The following is a 16636-nucleotide window of genomic DNA, read 5'->3' on the forward strand; positions in this document are numbered from 1 at the left end:
ACATGATAGCGGGAAAGCGGTGGCGGCGGTCAGGCTGGGCGCCAGCCTGCTCGCCAAAGGGCCAGGCGATCCAGGCAAAAACCGTCAATCGGGTTCGCGTACTTCCACCAACTGCCCCAGCCGACTGCGCGTGCGCGCCAGATCGATGGCGTCGCCGCTCAGGCTTTCCCTTAAGGAGTGCTGGCCCAACAAGGTCAGGTGCTTGTCCTGGTCGTACAGCACGTCCACCAGGTTGATGAAGCGCTGTTGGGCGGCGCTGCTGCACTCGCGCAGCAGCGGCAGGTCATCGATGACCCACTGATCGAAACGGCGACACAGCTCCAGATAATCCATCACCGCGGTGGGCTGGTCGCATAAGTCGGCAAAGGTGAAACCGATACGGGTTGCCTGGTACCAGCGCGCCTGGAATTGCCGAGTGCCCACCTCGATGAAAACGGCAGGCGCGTCGCGCCCGGGCAGGTTCAAGGTCTGACGCTGTGCGGTGCTGGCTGGCCAGATGTATTGACCCTGGGTAAATAGCTGCTGTGCGTGAATCCTGACCTGGCTTCGATAATCATGAGGCCCGCCGACTTCCATGACCTGCATGCGCGCGTTGATCAAATCGATCACCGGTCTGAAGCGGGCGTGGTACAGCGGGTTGGGCAGCAGACCCTCCGGGGGGTAGTTGGAAGTGACCAGCAGCACAATGCCTCGCTGAAACAGGGCTTTGAACAACCGGGTGATGAGCATGGCATCACCGATGTCGTGCACATGGAACTCGTCGAAACACAGCACCCGGCAACCATCGAGCAGTTCATCCAGGGTGGTCTTCAGCGCGTCAGGCTGTTGCCGATGGGTGAACATGCCGTGATGCAGGCGCGTGAAGAATTCGTGGAAGTGCAGGCGTTGTTTTTCGGCGAAGGGAATGGCCTGGAAGAAGCCGTCGAGCAACCAGCTCTTGCCACGCCCGACTGCACCATGCAGGTAAAGGCCAGGGAGCGATTTCACCGGGCCACCCAGCAGAGCCGCAGCGTGTTGGGCCATGCAGTCGATCACACGCTGTTGACTGTGGCTCAGGGTGTAACCCTGGGTGTGGGCCTTGTGGCGAAAGTAGTCGTGGATGATGCGACCGTTCGTCGGTGCCGTCGCCGTCTTGCCGAACAGGCGTCGCAAAGCCTGCCAGCGCGGCGCAAATCGCAGACGTTTGGGCGGTCGGACGGCCACTGTGATGTCACCCGTTGATTGGCAGGCAGGCTCTGTGAGCGGAGGCGGCTTAGTGTAACCAGAGCGGGGATTTGCCATCCAGTCGTGTCGAGAGAAGTTGGACGCAAAACTGCGGCATGTACAACTTTTTGCCTGAGGGTTTCGGCCCTGCCAGGCGGGCGCAAGACGTCGATTCACCGGCTTGGCCGCGGATCCGGTCGGTCGGGCAAACTGGCGTAATCCCTGTGCGTTGCTAGTCTGACTGTCACAAGCCACCCCTCAAAAGGAATGGGGCCGTGAATGGACGTGTGGTGTTGGCCGTCGTCGGCGTAGCGCTCGCTGCACCGGCTCTGAGCGCAGAACTTCAGGTGCAGGTACGCGTGGATGTGCAGCGCGGCTGTCAATTGGTCGGGCTGCAACGCAGCGCCGGCATCGAGCAATTGGGTGTGCTGGATTTTGGCAGTACGGCGCGGCTGGACAACCCGGCAGGACCGCTGGGTGCAGCCTTGATGAACGAGCGCCTGCCACGCCTGGAATGCAACCCTGATACGCCCTATCAACTGCGCGTCGACGGTGGCCTGCATGGCGGCGTCGGTGACGTGCGCTACATGGCGACCGGAGCCGGTCATGGCCGGCCCATTCCCTATCGGCTTTACCAGGACAGCGCGCGACGCATCCCGTTGATTGTGGACGTGCCGATGAGCGGTCGGGTGCCGGATACCGGTTCAGTGGAGCTGCCGCTGTACGCGCGTATCGAACCCTTGGCGCAGATACCCGAGGTCGGTCGCTATTCGGACCTGGTCAAGGTGACCGTCACCTGGTGACGACAATTTATCAAGCAGCCGGGCGGAGCCGGGTTGTGCAAGGAAGGGGCGTCCGCTGGCGGACGACTGTTTTCATCCTGAGGGAGTCGGGATTGGCGTGATGATCGGCAAGTACTGGATGGTGATCGTGGCAGGTTCGGCAATGCTTCTGGCTGAAGACGCGCAAGCGGCGACAGCCAGCGGGCAGATTCACGCGCGGCTGATCATCATCGCCGCCTGTGAGGTGACCAACGGTGCCAGTCCCGACAGCCCGATCAGTGACGTTGGCACCCTCGATTTCGGCCAGCACGGCCCGACCTGGAATACCCCGCTCAAAAGCAGTCTCAGCGAAGAGGGCAGCGGCAAATTGAATGTCGCCTGCAACCCTTCGGTCACCGGTTTCACCGTCAGCATCAACGGTGGTACCCACGGCGATGGCAACACCCGGCGCCTGAGCAATGGCTCCCAGACCATCCCTTATCAGCTGTTCGTCGATGCCAGTGGCAGCCAGAGCTACAGCATCGGTCAACAACACAATTTCGCTGTCTCCAGCGCAGCCAAAGTACCGATCCCGGTGTTTGGCGCGGTGGTGGCGAATACTCGCGCGCTGCCGGCGGGTGTCTACACCGACACCCTGACGGTGACGCTCGACTGGTAAAACAACAGAGGACGGACTCCATGCTGACGTATGTATCAAGGATAGGTTTGTCATTGCTTGGCCTGACCCTGGCGTCCAGCGCCATGGCGGCCACCACTGTCACCGGGCAGATCAGTTCCACGCTGATCCTGACCAGCAGTTGCCAGGTCAACGGTGTGGGTGGTTCCACAGGGCTGAACTTCGGTGCATTGAATTTCGGCACCACCAATAGCCTGTTCACCACCGCCACCGGGCAGGTGTTGGGCGGAGGGGGCGGCGCGCTGTCGATTCTCTGCTCCGCCGGCACCAACCCGACAGTCAAGGTGCGTGCCGGGACCAATGACGGCAAGTCGACGGGGGGCTCCCGTGCATTGTATGACGGCGTTGCCAACTATGTGCCCTATGACTTCTACACCGATGCCGGGCATTCGAACCTGTTGGCCATCGACGGCGTCATCAACCTCGCGCCCAGCACCGGCGTGGCGCAAACCGTGAACATCTATGGCCAGGCCCTGGGCAAGGCCGGTTTGCCGGCCGGGACCTACACCGACACAGTCGCCGTCGAACTGACGTTCTAGTGCCGTGGCCCGCCACGGATGCGCGGCGTTGTGCCTCCTGTGCAGCGCCAGTGTGCCGCTGCCGTTGCCGGCTGCGACCAGCCAGAGCTTTCAGGTCAGCGCCACCGTGACCCCTGGGTGCCTGGTGGTCGGCGGGGTGTCCAATTACGGCAACCTGAACTTCGGCAGCAATTCGGCACTGGCCACGGGCACGGTGAAAGTGGCGTTGACCGGCGGCGTGCAGTTGCAATGCACGCCGGGTGTCACCCTGAACATGAGTGTCGACGGCGGCCAGTACAACAGCAGCGGACGGCACATGCAGTTGGGCAGTACGGCCAATCGCGTGGCCTATCAACTGTTTCGTGACGCTGCCTACAGCCAGGCGCTGGGGATCGGCCAGAGCGTGGCCGTGGCGTACAGCGATGCCAACAACATCAGCCTGCCGATTTACGGCCAGGTGCAGCTACCGGGCAACCTGCCGGGGGGGACTTACAGCGATGTGCTGCAAGTGCAGTTGTCGTGGTGACGGAGCGGTTTGATCAACAGGAGTCGGACGATGTCTTTAACTTTGCAGCGAACAGCACTCGCAAGTGTGGTGATGTGGATCGCGCTTTGGGCAGCGGTGCCTGCGCAGGCGGCCAGTTCGGTATTGATCTGGCCGATTGATCCGGTGCTGGAAGCGGATCAGCAGGCCAGTGCCTTGTGGCTGGAAAACCGCGGCACTGAAACCGCCAATCTGCAAATCCGTGTGTTTGCCTGGAACCAGAGCGGCTTCAGCGATCAATACGCCAATCAGCGTGATGTGATCGGCAGCCCGCCGGTGGCGAAGATCGAGCCTGGGCAGAAACAACTGGTACGCCTGACCCGGACGCGAGAGGTGCCTCCGGGGCAGGAGCTGGCCTATCGCATCATCATCGATGAAATCCCTTCGCCAAAACCGCCCGCTGCCGACGACGGCAAGACCGCCGCGGCCATTCGTTTCCAGATGCGTTACTCGGTGCCGTTGTTCGCTTACGGCGCGGGCTTGTGGAGCAAACAGGACACCACCCGCCAGCGCGACCCGAAAGGCGCGGGCCTGCCGGACCTGAGCTGGCGCTCGGTGACGGTGGACGGCCGGCCTTATGTCGAAGTACGCAACCAGGGCGCCGTGCATGCGCGGTTGACCGACGTCGCCCTGAAGCAGGGCGGCCAGGTCAAACCGCTGGTGGAAGGTTTGCTCGGTTATGTCCTGCCCGGCGCGATCATGCGCTGGCCGGCACCCGGACCGCTGGCCGGGGATCCGGCGTTGCAGGTGCGGGTCAATGGTACTCCGCAGGTGCAGAGCGTGCCCTTGGCGCGATAAGTCCGTGCATGAGTTTTTTGTGGCGAAGGAACTCGCCGCAATTCTGCGCACAGGCTGTTGAAACACGGGAGTGATCGGTCCAATGACGGACGTTAAGCGCTAATGAGCCAGGATTGGGCTCGCAGTTTCCAGTGTTCGTTGTGGGCGGTGTGCGGCACCTGGTGCCTGGCGATCGGTTCCGAGCCCGCGAGGGCTGACGATCTGCCGCCGCCACCGAGCGGCATGGAAGCTGTGGCTGATGCTCAGCTGTTTCTGGAGTTGGTGGTCAACCAGATGAATACCGGACGGGTAGTGGCGGTGGCGCAACGTAACGGACAGCTGTTCATGCCGGCATCGGCGCTGCGCGACACCGGCATGAAGCTGCCGCAAGACAGCCCGGCCGAGGTCGGCCTCGACAGCCTGCCCGGATTGCGCAGCGAGTACGACAGTGCGGCCCAGCGCCTGCTGCTGGAGGTGCCGCCGGACTGGCTGCCGGAGCAATTCATCGGTCGTCGCGACGCCTATCCGCGCACCCAGGCGCTGAGCAGTTTCGGCGCGCTGTTCAACTATGACCTGTACCTCAATGACACCGACGATGCGGGCAGCTACCTCGCGGCCTGGAACGAAGTACGGTTGTTCGACAGCTGGGGCACCTTGTCCAACACCGGCCAGTATCGCCAAACCTTGTCCGGCGATTCCCTCAGCACGCTGGACAACGGTTACTTGCGCTACGACACCACCTGGCGTTATTCCGATGACGAGCGCCTGTTGACCTACGAGGCCGGTGACCTGGTCAGCGGGGCCTTGCCCTGGAGCAATTCGGTTCGCCTGGGCGGGGTGCAACTGTCCCGGGACTTCGGCGTGCGTCCGGATCTGGTGACCTATCCCTTGCCGCAATTCGCCGGAGAAGCGGCGGTGCCGTCCTCGGTGGACCTGTTCATCAACGGCTACAAGTCCAGCAGCGCCGAATTGCAGCCAGGCCCCTACACACTGACCAATGTGCCGTTCATCAACGGTGCCGGCGAAGCGGTGGTGGTCACCACCGATGCACTGGGTCGGCAGGTGTCGACCACCGTGCCGTTCTATGTCACCAGCAGTCTGTTGCAGAAGGGCTTGAGCGATTTTTCCGTGGCGGCCGGGACCCTGCGTCAGGACTATGGCCTGCGGGATTTCAGTTACGGGCCGGGTGTCAGCTCCGGCAGCTTGCGCTACGGCCTGAGCGATAACCTGACCCTCGAAAGCCACGCCGAGGCCTCGGATTCGCTGACCCTGGGTGGGTTGGGCGGGAATCTGCGCCTGGGCAATTTCGGTGTGCTCAACACGGCACTCAGCCAAAGCCGCTTCGACGGTGATACCGGCCAGCAAGTGAGCCTGGGTTATCAATACAACAGTCAGCGCTGGAGCTTCTCCTGGCAGCGCCTGCAACGGCGTGACCAATATGCCGACCTGACCGTGGTCGACAGCCCGTTCACCAGCCTGAGCAAGCGCAGCGAACAGGCGACGCTGAGTGTCAGCCTCGACACTTGGGGCAGCCTCGGTGCCGGTTACTTCGACGTGCGTGCCGCGGACGATTCGCGCACACGCTTGCTCAACCTGACGTGGAGCAAACCGCTGTGGCACAACAGCAGCTTCTACCTGTCGGCCAACCGCGAGATCGGTGACAGCAACTGGGCGGTGCAAGCGCAGCTGGTGATTCCGTTCGACCTGCGCGGCAGCCTGGCCATCAGCAGCGAGCGCAACAAGAACGGACAAAGCCAGCAGCGGGTCAATTACAGTCGGTCGGTGCCTACCGAGGGCGGTTTTGGTTACAACCTTGGCTACGCCACAGGCGACGGGCCGGATTACCGCCAGGCCGACCTGACATGGCGCCTGCAATCGGTGCAGTTGCAGGCCGGTGTGTACGGCACCAGCGATGCACAAACCCGTTGGGCCGACGCCAGCGGCTCGCTGGTGTGGATGGACAAGCAAGTGTTTGCCGCCAATCGCATCGACGATGCCTTTGTCGTGGTGAGCACCGACGGTTACGCCGACATCCCGGTACGCTACGAAAATCAGCTGGTTGGCCAGACCGATAAAAACGGCCACCTGCTGGTGCCGTGGAGCAGCGCCTATTACCGCGGCAAGTACGAAATCGATCCACTGAACCTGCCGGCCAACGTGCGCAGTCCGAATGTCGAGCAGCGCATTGCGGTGCGCCGGGGCAGCGGCTATTTGCTGGAGTTTCCGCTGAGCCGGGTGGTGGCCGCGAGCATCGTGCTGGTGGATGCGCAACAGCATGAACTGGCGCTGGGCAGCGGGGTGGTGCATGAGCAAAGCGGCACGCAAACCGTGGTCGGCTGGGACGGCCTGGTGTACCTGGAAAACCTCCAGGCGCAGAACACCCTGCGGGTGACCCTGGCCGATGGCAAAACCTGTGCGGTGCAGTTCGCCCTCGACCTGAATCAGGATCAGATCCCGTTGCTCGGGCCCTTGGTGTGCCAATGAGATGCAGGCATTGGCTGCTGGCGCTAATACTGTTGCTGCCAGGCTCGGCCGCGGCACTGTGCTCGGTGGTAACGACGACGCCGGCGGGTTTTGGCACGCTCAGTTCGATTGCGCTGCGCACCACCTCGCAACCTGCCAGTACTCTCAACGGCGGTTTGAGTTGCACCGGTTCCTTGCTGACGTTGCTGACCAACAACGACCATTTTTACGCAACGGTGACGTCCACGCAGTCGGGGTTGGTCGGCCCCACCGGCGACGTCATCGGTTACACCCTGTACGCCAACAACAGCACCAGCTATCCGGTGACAAGGGGCACCGCCTATGACTTCGCCCGCAACGGCATCATCGATGCCTTGGGGTTGCTCGGTGGAACCACACCGAAAACCGTGCCGCTGTATCTGGGCACGATTATCGGCAGCAACGTCGCGGCCGGGGTGTATACGGAAACCCTGAGCATTTTCTGGAACTGGAATTACTGCTCGGGCATCGGCGTCGGCTCCATTTGCCTGGGGCGTGATATCAACAGCGGAACGACGACGTTGACGGTCAACCTGACGGTGGCCAACGACTGCACGATCACCGCGCCTAACATTGCCTTCGGCAGCGCGCCGGTGGTCAGTGCGTTCACCCCGGTCACCGGCCAGACCATCAACCTGGCCTGCACCAAGGGCAGTGCCTACACCGTCGGCCTCAGCGATGGGCAAAACCCGCTCAGCGCCGGCGGGCGGCGGCGGATGATCTCCGGCAGCAATTACCTGGCCTATGACATTTTCAAGAGTGCCGGTACCACGCGCTGGGGCAGCGTCGGCAGTGCGCGACGGTCCAGCACCGATGCCGAAGTCAATCCGGGCAACGGCCTGGGCACCGGTAGTCAGATTTTCAATTACAACGCGAAGATCTACACCGACCAGACCACGCCACCGGCGGGGACCTATCTGGACAATGTGGTGCTGGATGTAGGGTTCTAGACAAGGGCAGTTCCACGCTGTTGGCGTCAGAATTGTGTTGTCTGCCTGAGCAACTGCGCCGCCGGGGTATCCGTCGGACTGACCATCGCGTAGTTGTAGCCGGCCCCCGACCAGTATTCCGCCTGCAGGCCGCCATCGCTGCGACTGCCCCGGGGCAGCAGATAATTCTTCGGTCCCGGTGGCCGCACATAGAAACTGATCTTCTGCCCACCCTGATTCTCGTATACCACCATCGCCGCCGGGCCTTGCTCTGTACTCAGCAAGCGCCCGCTGGCGGGTTTGAAGCCTGCGCCGGAGAGGTCGGGCAAGCGTTGCGCCTGAGTGAAGTAACGGTCGAGCCAGCCTTGCATGTCGCCGTCATCACTGGCGCGGTAATCCGCCGGCAACAGTCCTTGCTGGGCAATCAGGCGATAGGCCTGCAGTGCATCAGCCATGGGCTGGGCGGTCGCGACCAGGGTCATCTCCCGCGCTTGCCAACCGCTGAAACCACCGATGCTGACCGCGATCACCAGCATCGCTGCGCTGGCCAGGTGGCGCCGGGACTGGCGCTTGAGACGTTGGCGGATCACCGCAGGGTCGAGGTCCGGGTTGGCCGGTTGTTGTAGGGCGCCACCGAGTGCGGCACGCAAGTGCTGGGCGTCCTGCTGCCAGGCCAGTACTTGCGCGGCGATCGTTGGGTTACTGGCCAGAAAGGTCTCCACCAGACGGCGATCGGCGTCGCTGAGTTGATGGTCGACGTACGCGTGCAGGTCGCGCTCGCTCGGGGGCATGCTGATCATTTCAGTCTCCGCAGGGAAGGGCGGTTGATTTCGCCATCGCTGAGTTGGCGCAGGGCCTGGCGAGCCCGGGACAGGCGGGACATCACGGTGCCGGTGGGAACGTCGAGAATCTCGGCGACCTCTTTGTAACTCAAGCCCTCCACAGACACCCACAACAGCAGCGCGCGTTGTTCGGTGGGCAATTGATCGAAGGCATTGAGGGTCGATTGGGCGATGACCGTGCGCTCGACCGAAGGCTGCGCGTCGTCGCGCCCGGTAAAAAAGTCGAGCATGCGCGCATAACGTCGGGAGCGCCGATGCGCGTCGAGAAACTGCCGATACAGGATCGAAAACAGCCAGGCGCGCAAATCGCCTTCGGCGCGTTTGTCGCCCCAACTCGACAGTGCACGTTCCAGGCACGACTGCACGAGGTCGTCGGCGCTGCTGGTGTTACGCGTCAGGGAAACGGCGAAGCGGCGCAACCTGGGAATGATTTCTCGCAGTTGTTCGTCGATATCGTGCATGAAGTTCCGGCCAGTCACTACGCTATGGACTAGAGAGACGCCCGGGGTCCGAGGTTATTCCACGCCTGAAAAAATAAATACCGCGCGAGGGAATAAACCGGTGGGCGGTTCGTCTGCTTGATTCTTCTCACTTGTGGCCGACGGCCCTGGAGTTTTTCATGGTAGATCGATCATCACCGCCCGAGCGGCCACCCTTGAGTGGCGCGAGCCTGACCCTGCGCCTGGCCGGCATCGCGGTCATCGTCGCCGCCGTGGCTGCGGCATTTGCCTACGTCAACGGCACCTTCGACCCACAACGTCTGACACCGAAAAAGCTGATCAACGTGCTGGAAACCAACAACGGCGTACATCCGGGATTCCGCCGCAATCACTCCAAGGGCGTGTGCGTGATCGGGCATTTTGAGAGCAGTGGTGAGGTGCGCAGTTACTCCACTGCGCAAGTGTTCAATGAAGCACGAACCCCGGTGGTCGGACGTTTTGCCTTACCGGCAGGCAACCCCTACGCCCCTGACAACGCCGTGCCGATTCGCAGCATGGCTTTGCGCTTCACCCAGGCCAACGGCCAGCAATGGCGCACCGGGATGAATAGCATGCCGGTGTTCCCGGTAGGCACGCCTGAGGCGTTCTATGCGTTCCAGCAGGCCCAGTCGCCAGACCCTGCCACCGGCAAACCGGATCCCAAGGCCGTGCCGGCCTTTTTCGCTTCCCACCCCGAGTCCGCGCCTTTCCTGGCCTGGGTCAAGACCGCCAAGCCATCGGCCAGTTACGTGACCGAGACCTACAACAGCGTCAATGCGTTTTACCTGGTCAATGCTGCCGGACAAAAGCAGGCGGTACGCTGGAGCATGGTCCCGGTAGCTCAGGATGCACCGGGCGCAACGGCGCCACAGGGCAATGACTTCCTCGAGAAAGATTTGGTGCAGCGTATGGCCGCCGGTCCATTGCGCTGGCAGTTGAACATCACCCTCGCCAACCCCGGTGACCCGGTCAACGATGCGAGCAAAGCCTGGCCGGAAGGGCGCAAAGTGTTGAACGCCGGCACCCTGGTGCTGGAAAAGACGCAGCCGCAACTCAACGGTGAATGCCGGGACATCAACTACGACCCACTGGTATTGCCGGCCGGAATCGAGGGCTCCGAGGATCCCTTGCTCGCCGCCCGCTCCGCCGGTTATTCCAATTCCTACCTGCGCCGCACCAGCGAAGTCAGCCAGTTGCCCGCCGCCAAACAGGAGGCCCAGCAATGAGCACTCAACCTAAGCATTTCGCACCGCTGGCGCGCCTGCTGCACTGGCTGATGGCGCTGATGATCATCGCCATGTTGTTTATCGGCGCCGGCATGGTCGCCTCGGTTTCCGAGCGCCATGAATGGCTGATCCACCTGCACAAACCCCTGGGAATCGCCATTTTGCTGTTGGTGATCGTGCGGCTGGTGGTGCGCTTTTCCACCACGCAACCGCCGCTGCCGGCCGACTTGCCGGGCTGGCAAGCATTGGCGGCCAAGGCTTCGCATGTCTTGCTGTATGTATTGATGCTGGTATTGCCGCTGCTGGGCTGGGCGATGATTTCCGCGTCGGGCGAACCGGTGATGCTCAGCAGTTCGTTGCAATTGCCGTCGATTATGCCGGCCAACGCTCAGGTATTCGCCTTCTTGCGCAAGGCCCACGGCTATCTGGCGTATCTGCTGTTTCTGACGGTGTTGCTGCACCTGGCGGCCGCGTTGTTTCACGGCTGGGTGCGTCGTGATGATGTGCTGGACAGTATGTTGCGGGGGCGGGATCGCGGTTGATTTGAGTAAGTGGCGCATCGCAAGGATGCGCCACTTTATCAGCAGGTAGTTAACGCAGGCTGTCGATCATGTCGGCAACCGTGGTCAGCACGTCTTTCCCCAACTGTTTCGAGCGCTTGCCCGACCAGCCAGTCAGCGCATTCGGCGCATCGTTGTTGTCCTTGAACGGCATTTCCAGGGTCAGCGACAGGCAGTCGTACTTCTGACCGACGCTGTTGCAGGCCAGGGTCATGTTAGCTTGGCCCGGTTTATCGAGGACGTAGCCGTGGGAGGTCTGGAAGTCCTTGGTCAGGTGCTTCAGGTGACTGCGGAAGTGCTCTTCAAGCTTGGCGATACGCGGCGTGTAGCCCGGGTTGCCTTCGCAGCCAGCGGTAAACACGTAGGGGATTTCTTCGTCGCCGTGGATGTCGAGGAACAGGTCGACGCCGTACTTTTCCATCTGCTGCTGGACAAAAAAGACTTCCGGGCTGATTTCCTGGCTGGCGCTCTGCCAGGCGCGATTGAGGTCCTGGCCCATGGCGTTGGTGCGCAGGTGACCATGGAAAGCACCGTCCGGGTTCATGTTCGGCACCAGGTACAGGTCAGCGCTGGCCAGCAGTTTGTTCAGTACCGGGTCATCGTGCCGTTCCAGACGTTCGATCACGCCCTCCATGAACCATTCGGCCATGTGCTCGCCCGGATGTTGCTGGGCGATCATCCAGACTTTTTTCTGCCCTTCGGCGCCGGTGCCTTTACGCAACAACTGGATATCACGGCCTTCAACGCTTTTGCCGGTGGCCAGCAGTTCGGTGCCGGCCTTGGTCAGCGCCTGTTCGATCAACCAGTCATGGCGACCGCGGCTGTAGGGTTCGAAGTAGGCGAACCAGGCGTGAGTGGCCGTGGCTTCGAGGCTGAAGCGTAGGCAGTCGCCTTCGAAAATGGTCGGTACACGGAGCCAGTTGACGTGGTCATAGGACGCGACGGCTTGATAGCCGGTCCAGGCCTTGTTGTAGGAGGACTTGCTGGCGTTGTTCAGGCGGAACCAGTGTTCCTGACCAACGTGAAGGCCGCTGGCCTTGAAATGAAACCACTGGAAATGCGGACTGCGGGTATCCGGTTTGATGGCCAGCAGCGCCTGCAGCGGGTTGCTGATATCCAGCACTTCGATGTTGCCGCTGTCAAAGTTGGCACTGATGTCGAAAGAGGATTTAGCCACGGTCATAATCGGTTCCTGAATATGATTTTTATGGCGGTTACTTTACACGCAGGCAGGGGGGAAACCGAGGGAAATTGCGGCGTGGAGCGGGGGGGGGCGTCTTCCTTGACGCCGGCGCAGCTTAGTGTTTATGCGATTGATTCTCAAGTGCTATTTGTCGGTGCCCTGAGACAAAGGCGTCGAGCTTGGCTTGCCAATTGGCATTCTTTTGATATCATCCGCGCCATCGAATTTGCAGCACCTAAAGACTTCATTAGCCTGAAGCCAAAGCCAGAAAACTGGCCAAAAAAAAGACCCGGCAAAAAGCCGGGTCAAAAACCGTGATTAGCCTGATGAGGAGATAGTCCAGGAGACCGACCTAAGGTCACCTGGTCCATCGACTGATCTCGCGACCAGTTGTTGCAATAATAATCATTCTCGTTTGCAAGTCAAACGTTTTTATCTATTCGATTGGAAAATTCTTTCCTGTCCTTCTGATTTACCCCTTCTCTCAAGTGTTGTGATGTCGCTCAAGCGATCGATCGATCATCGCTTTGGCCATTTCGACCATGTGCACGGTCGAAAACGCCAGATCCCGATTGACGCCCAGCAGATTGTTGGCCGACTCGTTTGCCGTGGCGACTGCACACTTCAATAAGGCCGACGCGTGAACCAGTGCTTCTTCACTGGTGATGTGCTTATTGACCTCAAAGAAGCGCGGCTCGTTGGCCTCTTCTGAAACAGCTGGTTTCAAGTAATAGTCGAGGGCTCGCTGGGCCGCAGCCACGCCCTGGGGAGAGGTGAGTGACGTGTCGATTTGCATGTCTGGCAGGTCGTTGACGGGGTTGTTCATGGCGATGGCGATCTCCGTGGTGAATTCAGATCCGTGAATCCATACTAATACGATCTGTATTCGTGACCAGAGATTAAATAATACAATCTGTGTTTTGATGGTCGAAGTTGCCCACGTATCGTGCCGCCCATGGATAAATGGATTGAATTGGTCAAGGCCAAGATGAGTGAACTGAAAATCACTCAGGAAATACTCGCCGACCGCCTCGGGATGTCCCAGGGCGGCATCGGCCATTGGCTCAACAAACGCCGCGAACCCGCTATCGAAGACATGAATCGCGTCCTGCAGGCACTTGGGCTGGAGTTTCTCGAGGTGGCCCTGGTGATCAGGGAGCCGTTGGACTCGTCGACGGAGGAAGTGCCGCTGGCGCAAAAGTACAATCCGTACTTCCGCTACCCGGTCAGCACCTGGCGCGAACCCGTCGAAGCTCGGGATGGCGAGCAGGCGGTTTACGCCAAAGGGAGTTTTGAACTCACCGATTATCACGCCCGTGGCGCAGCATTCTGGTTGAAGGTGGCGGGCGACTCGATGACCGCGCCCAGCGGCCTGAGCATCCCCGAAGGCATGTTGATCCTGGTGGACCCGGAAGTGGACGCAGCACCCGGAAAACTGGTGATCGCGCAATGGCCGGACAGCCGCGAGGCGATATTCCGCAAACTGCTGGAAGAGGGCGGGCAGCGTTACCTGGTCCCGCTCAATCCGACCTATCCGAAAGCCTTGTATAGCGATGAATGCCGAATCCTCGGCGTCGTGGTGCAGGCTACCGTCAAATTCTGATCAGACCGGTCCGCGCCACGCGCAGAACCGGTCTGCATTTCAGGCTTCTTCCAGTTCGACCAGCGCGTTGCCCTCGCTGACCATCTCGCCTTCCTGGCAATAGAGGGCCTTGATTACCCCGGCGTGGGGCGCGCGAATGCTGTGCTCCATCTTCATCGCTTCCAGCACCACCAATTGCGCCCCGGCTTCGACCGACTGCCCGGCCTCCACCAGCACACGCACGATGCTGCCGTTCATCGGTGCGGTCAGGCCGCCTTGATGGCTGTGACTGGCCTCGACAGCGCTGATCGGGTCGTAAGGCTCGATACGACGCAGTTCGCCCTCCCACTGAAGATACACGGCTTGGCCCTGGCGAATCGCCCGATGCCTGCGGCGCACGCCCTCATGTTCGTTCACCAGGTATTCGCCGCTGAGCCGAAAATGACGCGTTGCCGCATCGCTCAGCGTCAGCGCACGGTCCTGTCCTTCACAGCTCAGGTGCAGGGTGATTTCGTCGGTTAGCCCTGCGCGCAGGCCGTTGCCGGCTGCCCATGGTGAAGCCGGGTCATCGGCGCGGGTAACGTTTGGCAGGCTCTGCGCAAAAGCCTGGGCGGCGGATTGCCAGAACTCGTCGCTCAAAGTTGCCGGTGCCGGCAGCAGTTGCTCCTGATAGCGCGGGATGAAACCGGTATCCAGTTCGGCAGCGGCAAATGCCGGGTGCGCAACGATGCGGCGCAGGAAGTTGATGTTGGTCTTCAGGCCGCCGATGGCGAACTCGTCCAGCATGCTTAACAGGCGCAGGCGCGCCTGTTCGCGATCCTCACCCCAGGCGATCAGCTTGCCGAGCATCGGGTCGTAGAAGGGCGAGATCTGGTCGCCTTCTTCAACGCCGCTGTCCACACGGCGCCCCGGGCCTTGAGCTGATTCGCGATACAGCTCCAGGCGACCGGTGGCCGGCAGGAAGTCATTGCCCGGATCTTCGGCATACAGGCGCACCTCGATGGCATGCCCGATCAGCGGCACCTGCTCCTGAGTCATCGGCAAGGCTTCACCGCGTGCCACGCGAATCTGCCAGGCCACCAGGTCGAGACCGGTAATGGCTTCGGTGACCGGGTGCTCAACCTGCAGGCGGGTGTTCATCTCCATGAAGAAGAATTCGCCCCGAGCATCCAGGAGGAATTCCACGGTACCGGCGCCGACGTAACCAATTGCCTGTGCCGAACGCACGGCGGCCTCGCCCATGGCACGGCGCAGTTCCGGGCTAATACCGGGCGCCGGGGCTTCTTCGACGACTTTCTGGTGACGGCGCTGGATCGAGCAGTCACGCTCGTTGAGGTACAGGCAATTGCCGTGTTGATCGGCGAACACCTGGATTTCCACGTGACGCGGTTTGAGCAGGTACTTTTCCACCAGCATCCGCGAGTCGCCGAACGACGATAGCGCTTCACGCTGGGCCGAGGCCAGGGCTTCAGCGAGTTGGCTGACGTCCTCGACCACTTTCATGCCCTTGCCGCCACCACCGGCCGTGGCCTTGAGCAACACCGGGTAGCCGATGCGTTCACAGGCCGCGCGGAAGGTCTCCAGGTCCTGGGCCTCGCCGTGGTAGCCGGGCACCAAGGGCACTCCCGCCGTTTCCATCAGCGCCTTGGCGGCGGATTTGCTGCCCATCGCATCAATGGCCGAGGCCGGTGGACCGAGGAAAATCAGGCCGGCGTCTTCGATGGCGCGGGCAAACCCGGCATTTTCCGAAAGAAAACCATACCCGGGGTGAATCGCCTGGGCGCCGCTGGCTTTGGCCGCGGCGATCAGTTTGTCGATTTGCAGATAACTGTCGGCGGCTTTGCTGCCACCGAGGTCGACACGAATATCGGCTTCACGGCTGTGCCGCGCGTCACGGTCGGTGGCGCTGTGCACGGCCACGGTGGTCAGGCCCAGGGCCTTGGCGGTGCGCATCACGCGGCAGGCGATTTCGCCACGGTTGGCCACCAGCAGGGTAGTGAGGACAGGTGCGCTCATCAACGGGGCTCCTTGACGGTTTCGGCTTGCCAGCTCGGCGGGCGTTTTTGCAGAAAGGCGCGCAGGCCCTCCTGGCCTTCGGGGCTGACACGAATACGGGCAATGGCGTTTTCGGTATAGCGACGCAAGGCCGGGTTCAACGAGCCATCGCCGACCTCGCGCAGCAGGTCTTTGCTGGCACGCATGGCGGCCGGGCTGTTGAGCAGCAGATTGTCGATCCACTGATCGAGCTTCTGCTCCAGTTCAGCCAGCGGATAGCTTTCCGACAACAAGCCCAGCGCTTGCGCCCGTTGCCCACCGAAGCGCTCGGCGGTCAAGGCATAACGACGTGTCGCGCGCTCGCCGATGGCTTGCACCACGAACGGGCTGATCACCGCCGGCGCCAGGCCGATGCGCACTTCCGACAGGCAGAACTGTGCATCATCGGCGCCGATGGCCATGTCGCAGCAACTGATCAGGCCCAAAGCGCCACCAAAGGCTGCACCTTGAACCACCGCCAGGGTTGGCACTTTCAGTTTGGCCAGGTTGTACATCAACTCCGCCAATTCACGGGCGTCGTCGAGGTTGGTGGCGTAGTCGAGCTCGGCCGATTGCTGCATCCAGGCGAGGTCGGCGCCGGCGCTGAAGTGCTTGCCACGGCCACGCAGGATAAGGAAGCGCAGGCTGGCATCGCTCGCAACCTGGTCGAGGGCGAGGATCAGTTCGCGGATCATCTCGGCGTTGAAGGCGTTGTTCTTTTCTTCACGGCTGAGCCACAGGGTGGCGAAACCCCGCGGGTCGGTCAGCAGTTCGAGGGTGTTGAAGTCGCTCATGTTGT

General features: G+C 61.5%; 18 protein-coding genes. 11 read left to right on the forward strand and 7 right to left on the reverse strand.

The window, feature by feature from the left end; all coding sequences use genetic code 11:
• Positions 1–84 precede the first annotated feature (84 nt).
• Positions 85–1203 (reverse strand): cell division protein ZapE, encoded by a 1119-nt coding sequence (zapE, locus tag EIY72_RS10560; protein ID WP_093223943.1) that lies wholly within the window; start codon positions 1201–1203, stop codon positions 85–87.
• Between the two features lie 275 nt (positions 1204–1478).
• Between zapE and EIY72_RS10565 the strand changes: the two genes are divergently transcribed.
• From EIY72_RS10565 to EIY72_RS10595, 7 genes are all read left to right on the forward strand, one after another.
• A complete protein-coding gene (locus tag EIY72_RS10565) occupies positions 1479–2006 on the forward strand; it encodes a Csu type fimbrial protein (RefSeq protein WP_093223941.1) in 528 nt (175 codons plus the stop codon).
• Between the two features lie 100 nt (positions 2007–2106).
• Entirely contained in the window at positions 2107–2643 is a 537-nt protein-coding gene (locus EIY72_RS10570; RefSeq protein WP_093223939.1) for a Csu type fimbrial protein, read from the forward strand.
• A gap of 20 nt (positions 2644–2663) precedes the next feature.
• A complete protein-coding gene (locus EIY72_RS10575) occupies positions 2664–3200 on the forward strand; it encodes a Csu type fimbrial protein (protein WP_093223937.1) in 537 nt (178 codons plus the stop codon).
• Positions 3201–3204: 4 nt separating this feature from the next.
• Complete coding sequence (locus tag EIY72_RS10580) at positions 3205–3705, forward strand: Csu type fimbrial protein (RefSeq protein WP_093223935.1); 501 nt, start codon at positions 3205–3207, stop codon at positions 3703–3705.
• 72 nt (positions 3706–3777) lie between these two features.
• Positions 3778–4521, forward strand: coding sequence for a fimbrial biogenesis chaperone (locus EIY72_RS10585; RefSeq protein WP_231985603.1), 744 nt, complete (start codon positions 3778–3780; stop codon positions 4519–4521).
• A gap of 102 nt (positions 4522–4623) precedes the next feature.
• Positions 4624–6984: a fimbria/pilus outer membrane usher protein gene (locus EIY72_RS10590; RefSeq protein ID WP_093223931.1), complete on the forward strand. Its 2361-nt coding sequence runs from the start codon at positions 4624–4626 to the stop codon at positions 6982–6984.
• Positions 6981–7952 (forward strand): Csu type fimbrial protein, encoded by a 972-nt coding sequence (locus tag EIY72_RS10595; protein WP_093223929.1) that lies wholly within the window; start codon positions 6981–6983, stop codon positions 7950–7952. The genes EIY72_RS10590 and EIY72_RS10595 overlap by 4 nt, the downstream gene beginning before the upstream one ends.
• A gap of 26 nt (positions 7953–7978) precedes the next feature.
• On the opposite strand, the gene EIY72_RS10600 is transcribed toward EIY72_RS10595, so the two are convergent.
• Both EIY72_RS10600 and EIY72_RS10605 read right to left on the reverse strand, forming a co-directional pair.
• Complete coding sequence (locus EIY72_RS10600) at positions 7979–8731, reverse strand: anti-sigma factor family protein (protein ID WP_093223927.1); 753 nt, start codon at positions 8729–8731, stop codon at positions 7979–7981.
• The gene (locus EIY72_RS10605; RefSeq protein WP_093223925.1) at positions 8728–9234 is read right to left on the reverse strand and encodes a sigma-70 family RNA polymerase sigma factor; all 507 of its coding nucleotides are present in this window, start codon (positions 9232–9234) and stop codon (positions 8728–8730) included. The genes EIY72_RS10600 and EIY72_RS10605 overlap by 4 nt, the downstream gene beginning before the upstream one ends.
• 158 nt (positions 9235–9392) lie before the next feature.
• On the opposite strand from EIY72_RS10605, the gene EIY72_RS10610 reads away from it, so the two are divergent.
• Entirely contained in the window at positions 9393–10478 is a 1086-nt protein-coding gene (locus EIY72_RS10610) for a catalase family peroxidase (protein ID WP_093223923.1), read from the forward strand.
• The gene (locus tag EIY72_RS10615; protein WP_093223921.1) at positions 10475–11020 is read left to right on the forward strand and encodes a cytochrome b; all 546 of its coding nucleotides are present in this window, start codon (positions 10475–10477) and stop codon (positions 11018–11020) included. The genes EIY72_RS10610 and EIY72_RS10615 overlap by 4 nt, the downstream gene beginning before the upstream one ends.
• A gap of 49 nt (positions 11021–11069) precedes the next feature.
• Here EIY72_RS10615 and EIY72_RS10620 read toward each other — a convergent pair whose 3' ends face one another.
• Entirely contained in the window at positions 11070–12221 is a 1152-nt protein-coding gene (locus EIY72_RS10620; protein WP_093223919.1) for a M14 family metallopeptidase, read from the reverse strand.
• Positions 12222–12236: 15 nt separating this feature from the next.
• Between EIY72_RS10620 and EIY72_RS10625 the strand changes: the two genes are divergently transcribed.
• Entirely contained in the window at positions 12237–12539 is a 303-nt protein-coding gene (locus EIY72_RS10625) for a hypothetical protein (protein WP_132680127.1), read from the forward strand.
• A 166-nt stretch (positions 12540–12705) separates the two neighbouring features.
• Here EIY72_RS10625 and EIY72_RS10630 read toward each other — a convergent pair whose 3' ends face one another.
• Positions 12706–13047 (reverse strand): DUF6124 family protein, encoded by a 342-nt coding sequence (locus EIY72_RS10630; RefSeq protein WP_093223915.1) that lies wholly within the window; start codon positions 13045–13047, stop codon positions 12706–12708.
• Between the two features lie 129 nt (positions 13048–13176).
• On the opposite strand from EIY72_RS10630, the gene EIY72_RS10635 reads away from it, so the two are divergent.
• Positions 13177–13824, forward strand: a complete 648-nt coding sequence (locus EIY72_RS10635; protein WP_093223913.1) for a LexA family protein — start codon at positions 13177–13179, stop codon at positions 13822–13824.
• A 39-nt stretch (positions 13825–13863) separates the two neighbouring features.
• On the opposite strand, the gene EIY72_RS10640 is transcribed toward EIY72_RS10635, so the two are convergent.
• Positions 13864–15819 (reverse strand): acetyl/propionyl/methylcrotonyl-CoA carboxylase subunit alpha, encoded by a 1956-nt coding sequence (locus tag EIY72_RS10640; RefSeq protein ID WP_093223911.1) that lies wholly within the window; start codon positions 15817–15819, stop codon positions 13864–13866.
• Complete coding sequence (locus EIY72_RS10645; protein WP_093223909.1) at positions 15819–16631, reverse strand: gamma-carboxygeranoyl-CoA hydratase; 813 nt, start codon at positions 16629–16631, stop codon at positions 15819–15821. Before EIY72_RS10645 ends, EIY72_RS10640 begins: the two co-directional genes overlap by 1 nt.
• Between the last annotated feature and the right edge of the window lie 5 nt (positions 16632–16636).

Source organism: Pseudomonas vancouverensis (genome assembly GCF_004348895.1).
Lineage (GTDB): Bacteria > Pseudomonadota > Gammaproteobacteria > Pseudomonadales > Pseudomonadaceae > Aquipseudomonas > Aquipseudomonas vancouverensis.

Bases quoted from the DNA above. Each gene is read 5' to 3' on its own strand.
- EIY72_RS10570 (WP_093223939.1), top strand. From the start codon at position 2,107: ATGATCGGCAAGTACTGGATGGTGATCGTGGCAGGTTCGGCAATGCTT.
- EIY72_RS10575 (WP_093223937.1), top strand. From the start codon at position 2,664: ATGCTGACGTATGTATCAAGGATAGGTTTGTCATTGCTTGGCCTGACC.
- EIY72_RS10585 (WP_231985603.1), top strand. From the start codon at position 3,778: ATGTGGATCGCGCTTTGGGCAGCGGTGCCTGCGCAGGCGGCCAGTTCG.
- EIY72_RS10590 (WP_093223931.1), top strand. From the start codon at position 4,624: ATGAGCCAGGATTGGGCTCGCAGTTTCCAGTGTTCGTTGTGGGCGGTG.
- EIY72_RS10595 (WP_093223929.1), top strand. From the start codon at position 6,981: ATGAGATGCAGGCATTGGCTGCTGGCGCTAATACTGTTGCTGCCAGGC.
- EIY72_RS10600 (WP_093223927.1), bottom strand. From the start codon at position 8,731: ATGATCAGCATGCCCCCGAGCGAGCGCGACCTGCACGCGTACGTCGAC.
- EIY72_RS10605 (WP_093223925.1), bottom strand. From the start codon at position 9,234: ATGCACGATATCGACGAACAACTGCGAGAAATCATTCCCAGGTTGCGC.
- EIY72_RS10610 (WP_093223923.1), top strand. From the start codon at position 9,393: ATGGTAGATCGATCATCACCGCCCGAGCGGCCACCCTTGAGTGGCGCG.
- EIY72_RS10615 (WP_093223921.1), top strand. From the start codon at position 10,475: ATGAGCACTCAACCTAAGCATTTCGCACCGCTGGCGCGCCTGCTGCAC.
- EIY72_RS10620 (WP_093223919.1), bottom strand. From the start codon at position 12,221: ATGACCGTGGCTAAATCCTCTTTCGACATCAGTGCCAACTTTGACAGC.
- EIY72_RS10625 (WP_132680127.1), top strand. From the start codon at position 12,237: ATGATTTTTATGGCGGTTACTTTACACGCAGGCAGGGGGGAAACCGAG.
- EIY72_RS10630 (WP_093223915.1), bottom strand. From the start codon at position 13,047: ATGAACAACCCCGTCAACGACCTGCCAGACATGCAAATCGACACGTCA.
- EIY72_RS10635 (WP_093223913.1), top strand. From the start codon at position 13,177: ATGGATAAATGGATTGAATTGGTCAAGGCCAAGATGAGTGAACTGAAA.
- EIY72_RS10640 (WP_093223911.1), bottom strand. From the start codon at position 15,819: ATGAGCGCACCTGTCCTCACTACCCTGCTGGTGGCCAACCGTGGCGAA.
- EIY72_RS10645 (WP_093223909.1), bottom strand. From the start codon at position 16,631: ATGAGCGACTTCAACACCCTCGAACTGCTGACCGACCCGCGGGGTTTC.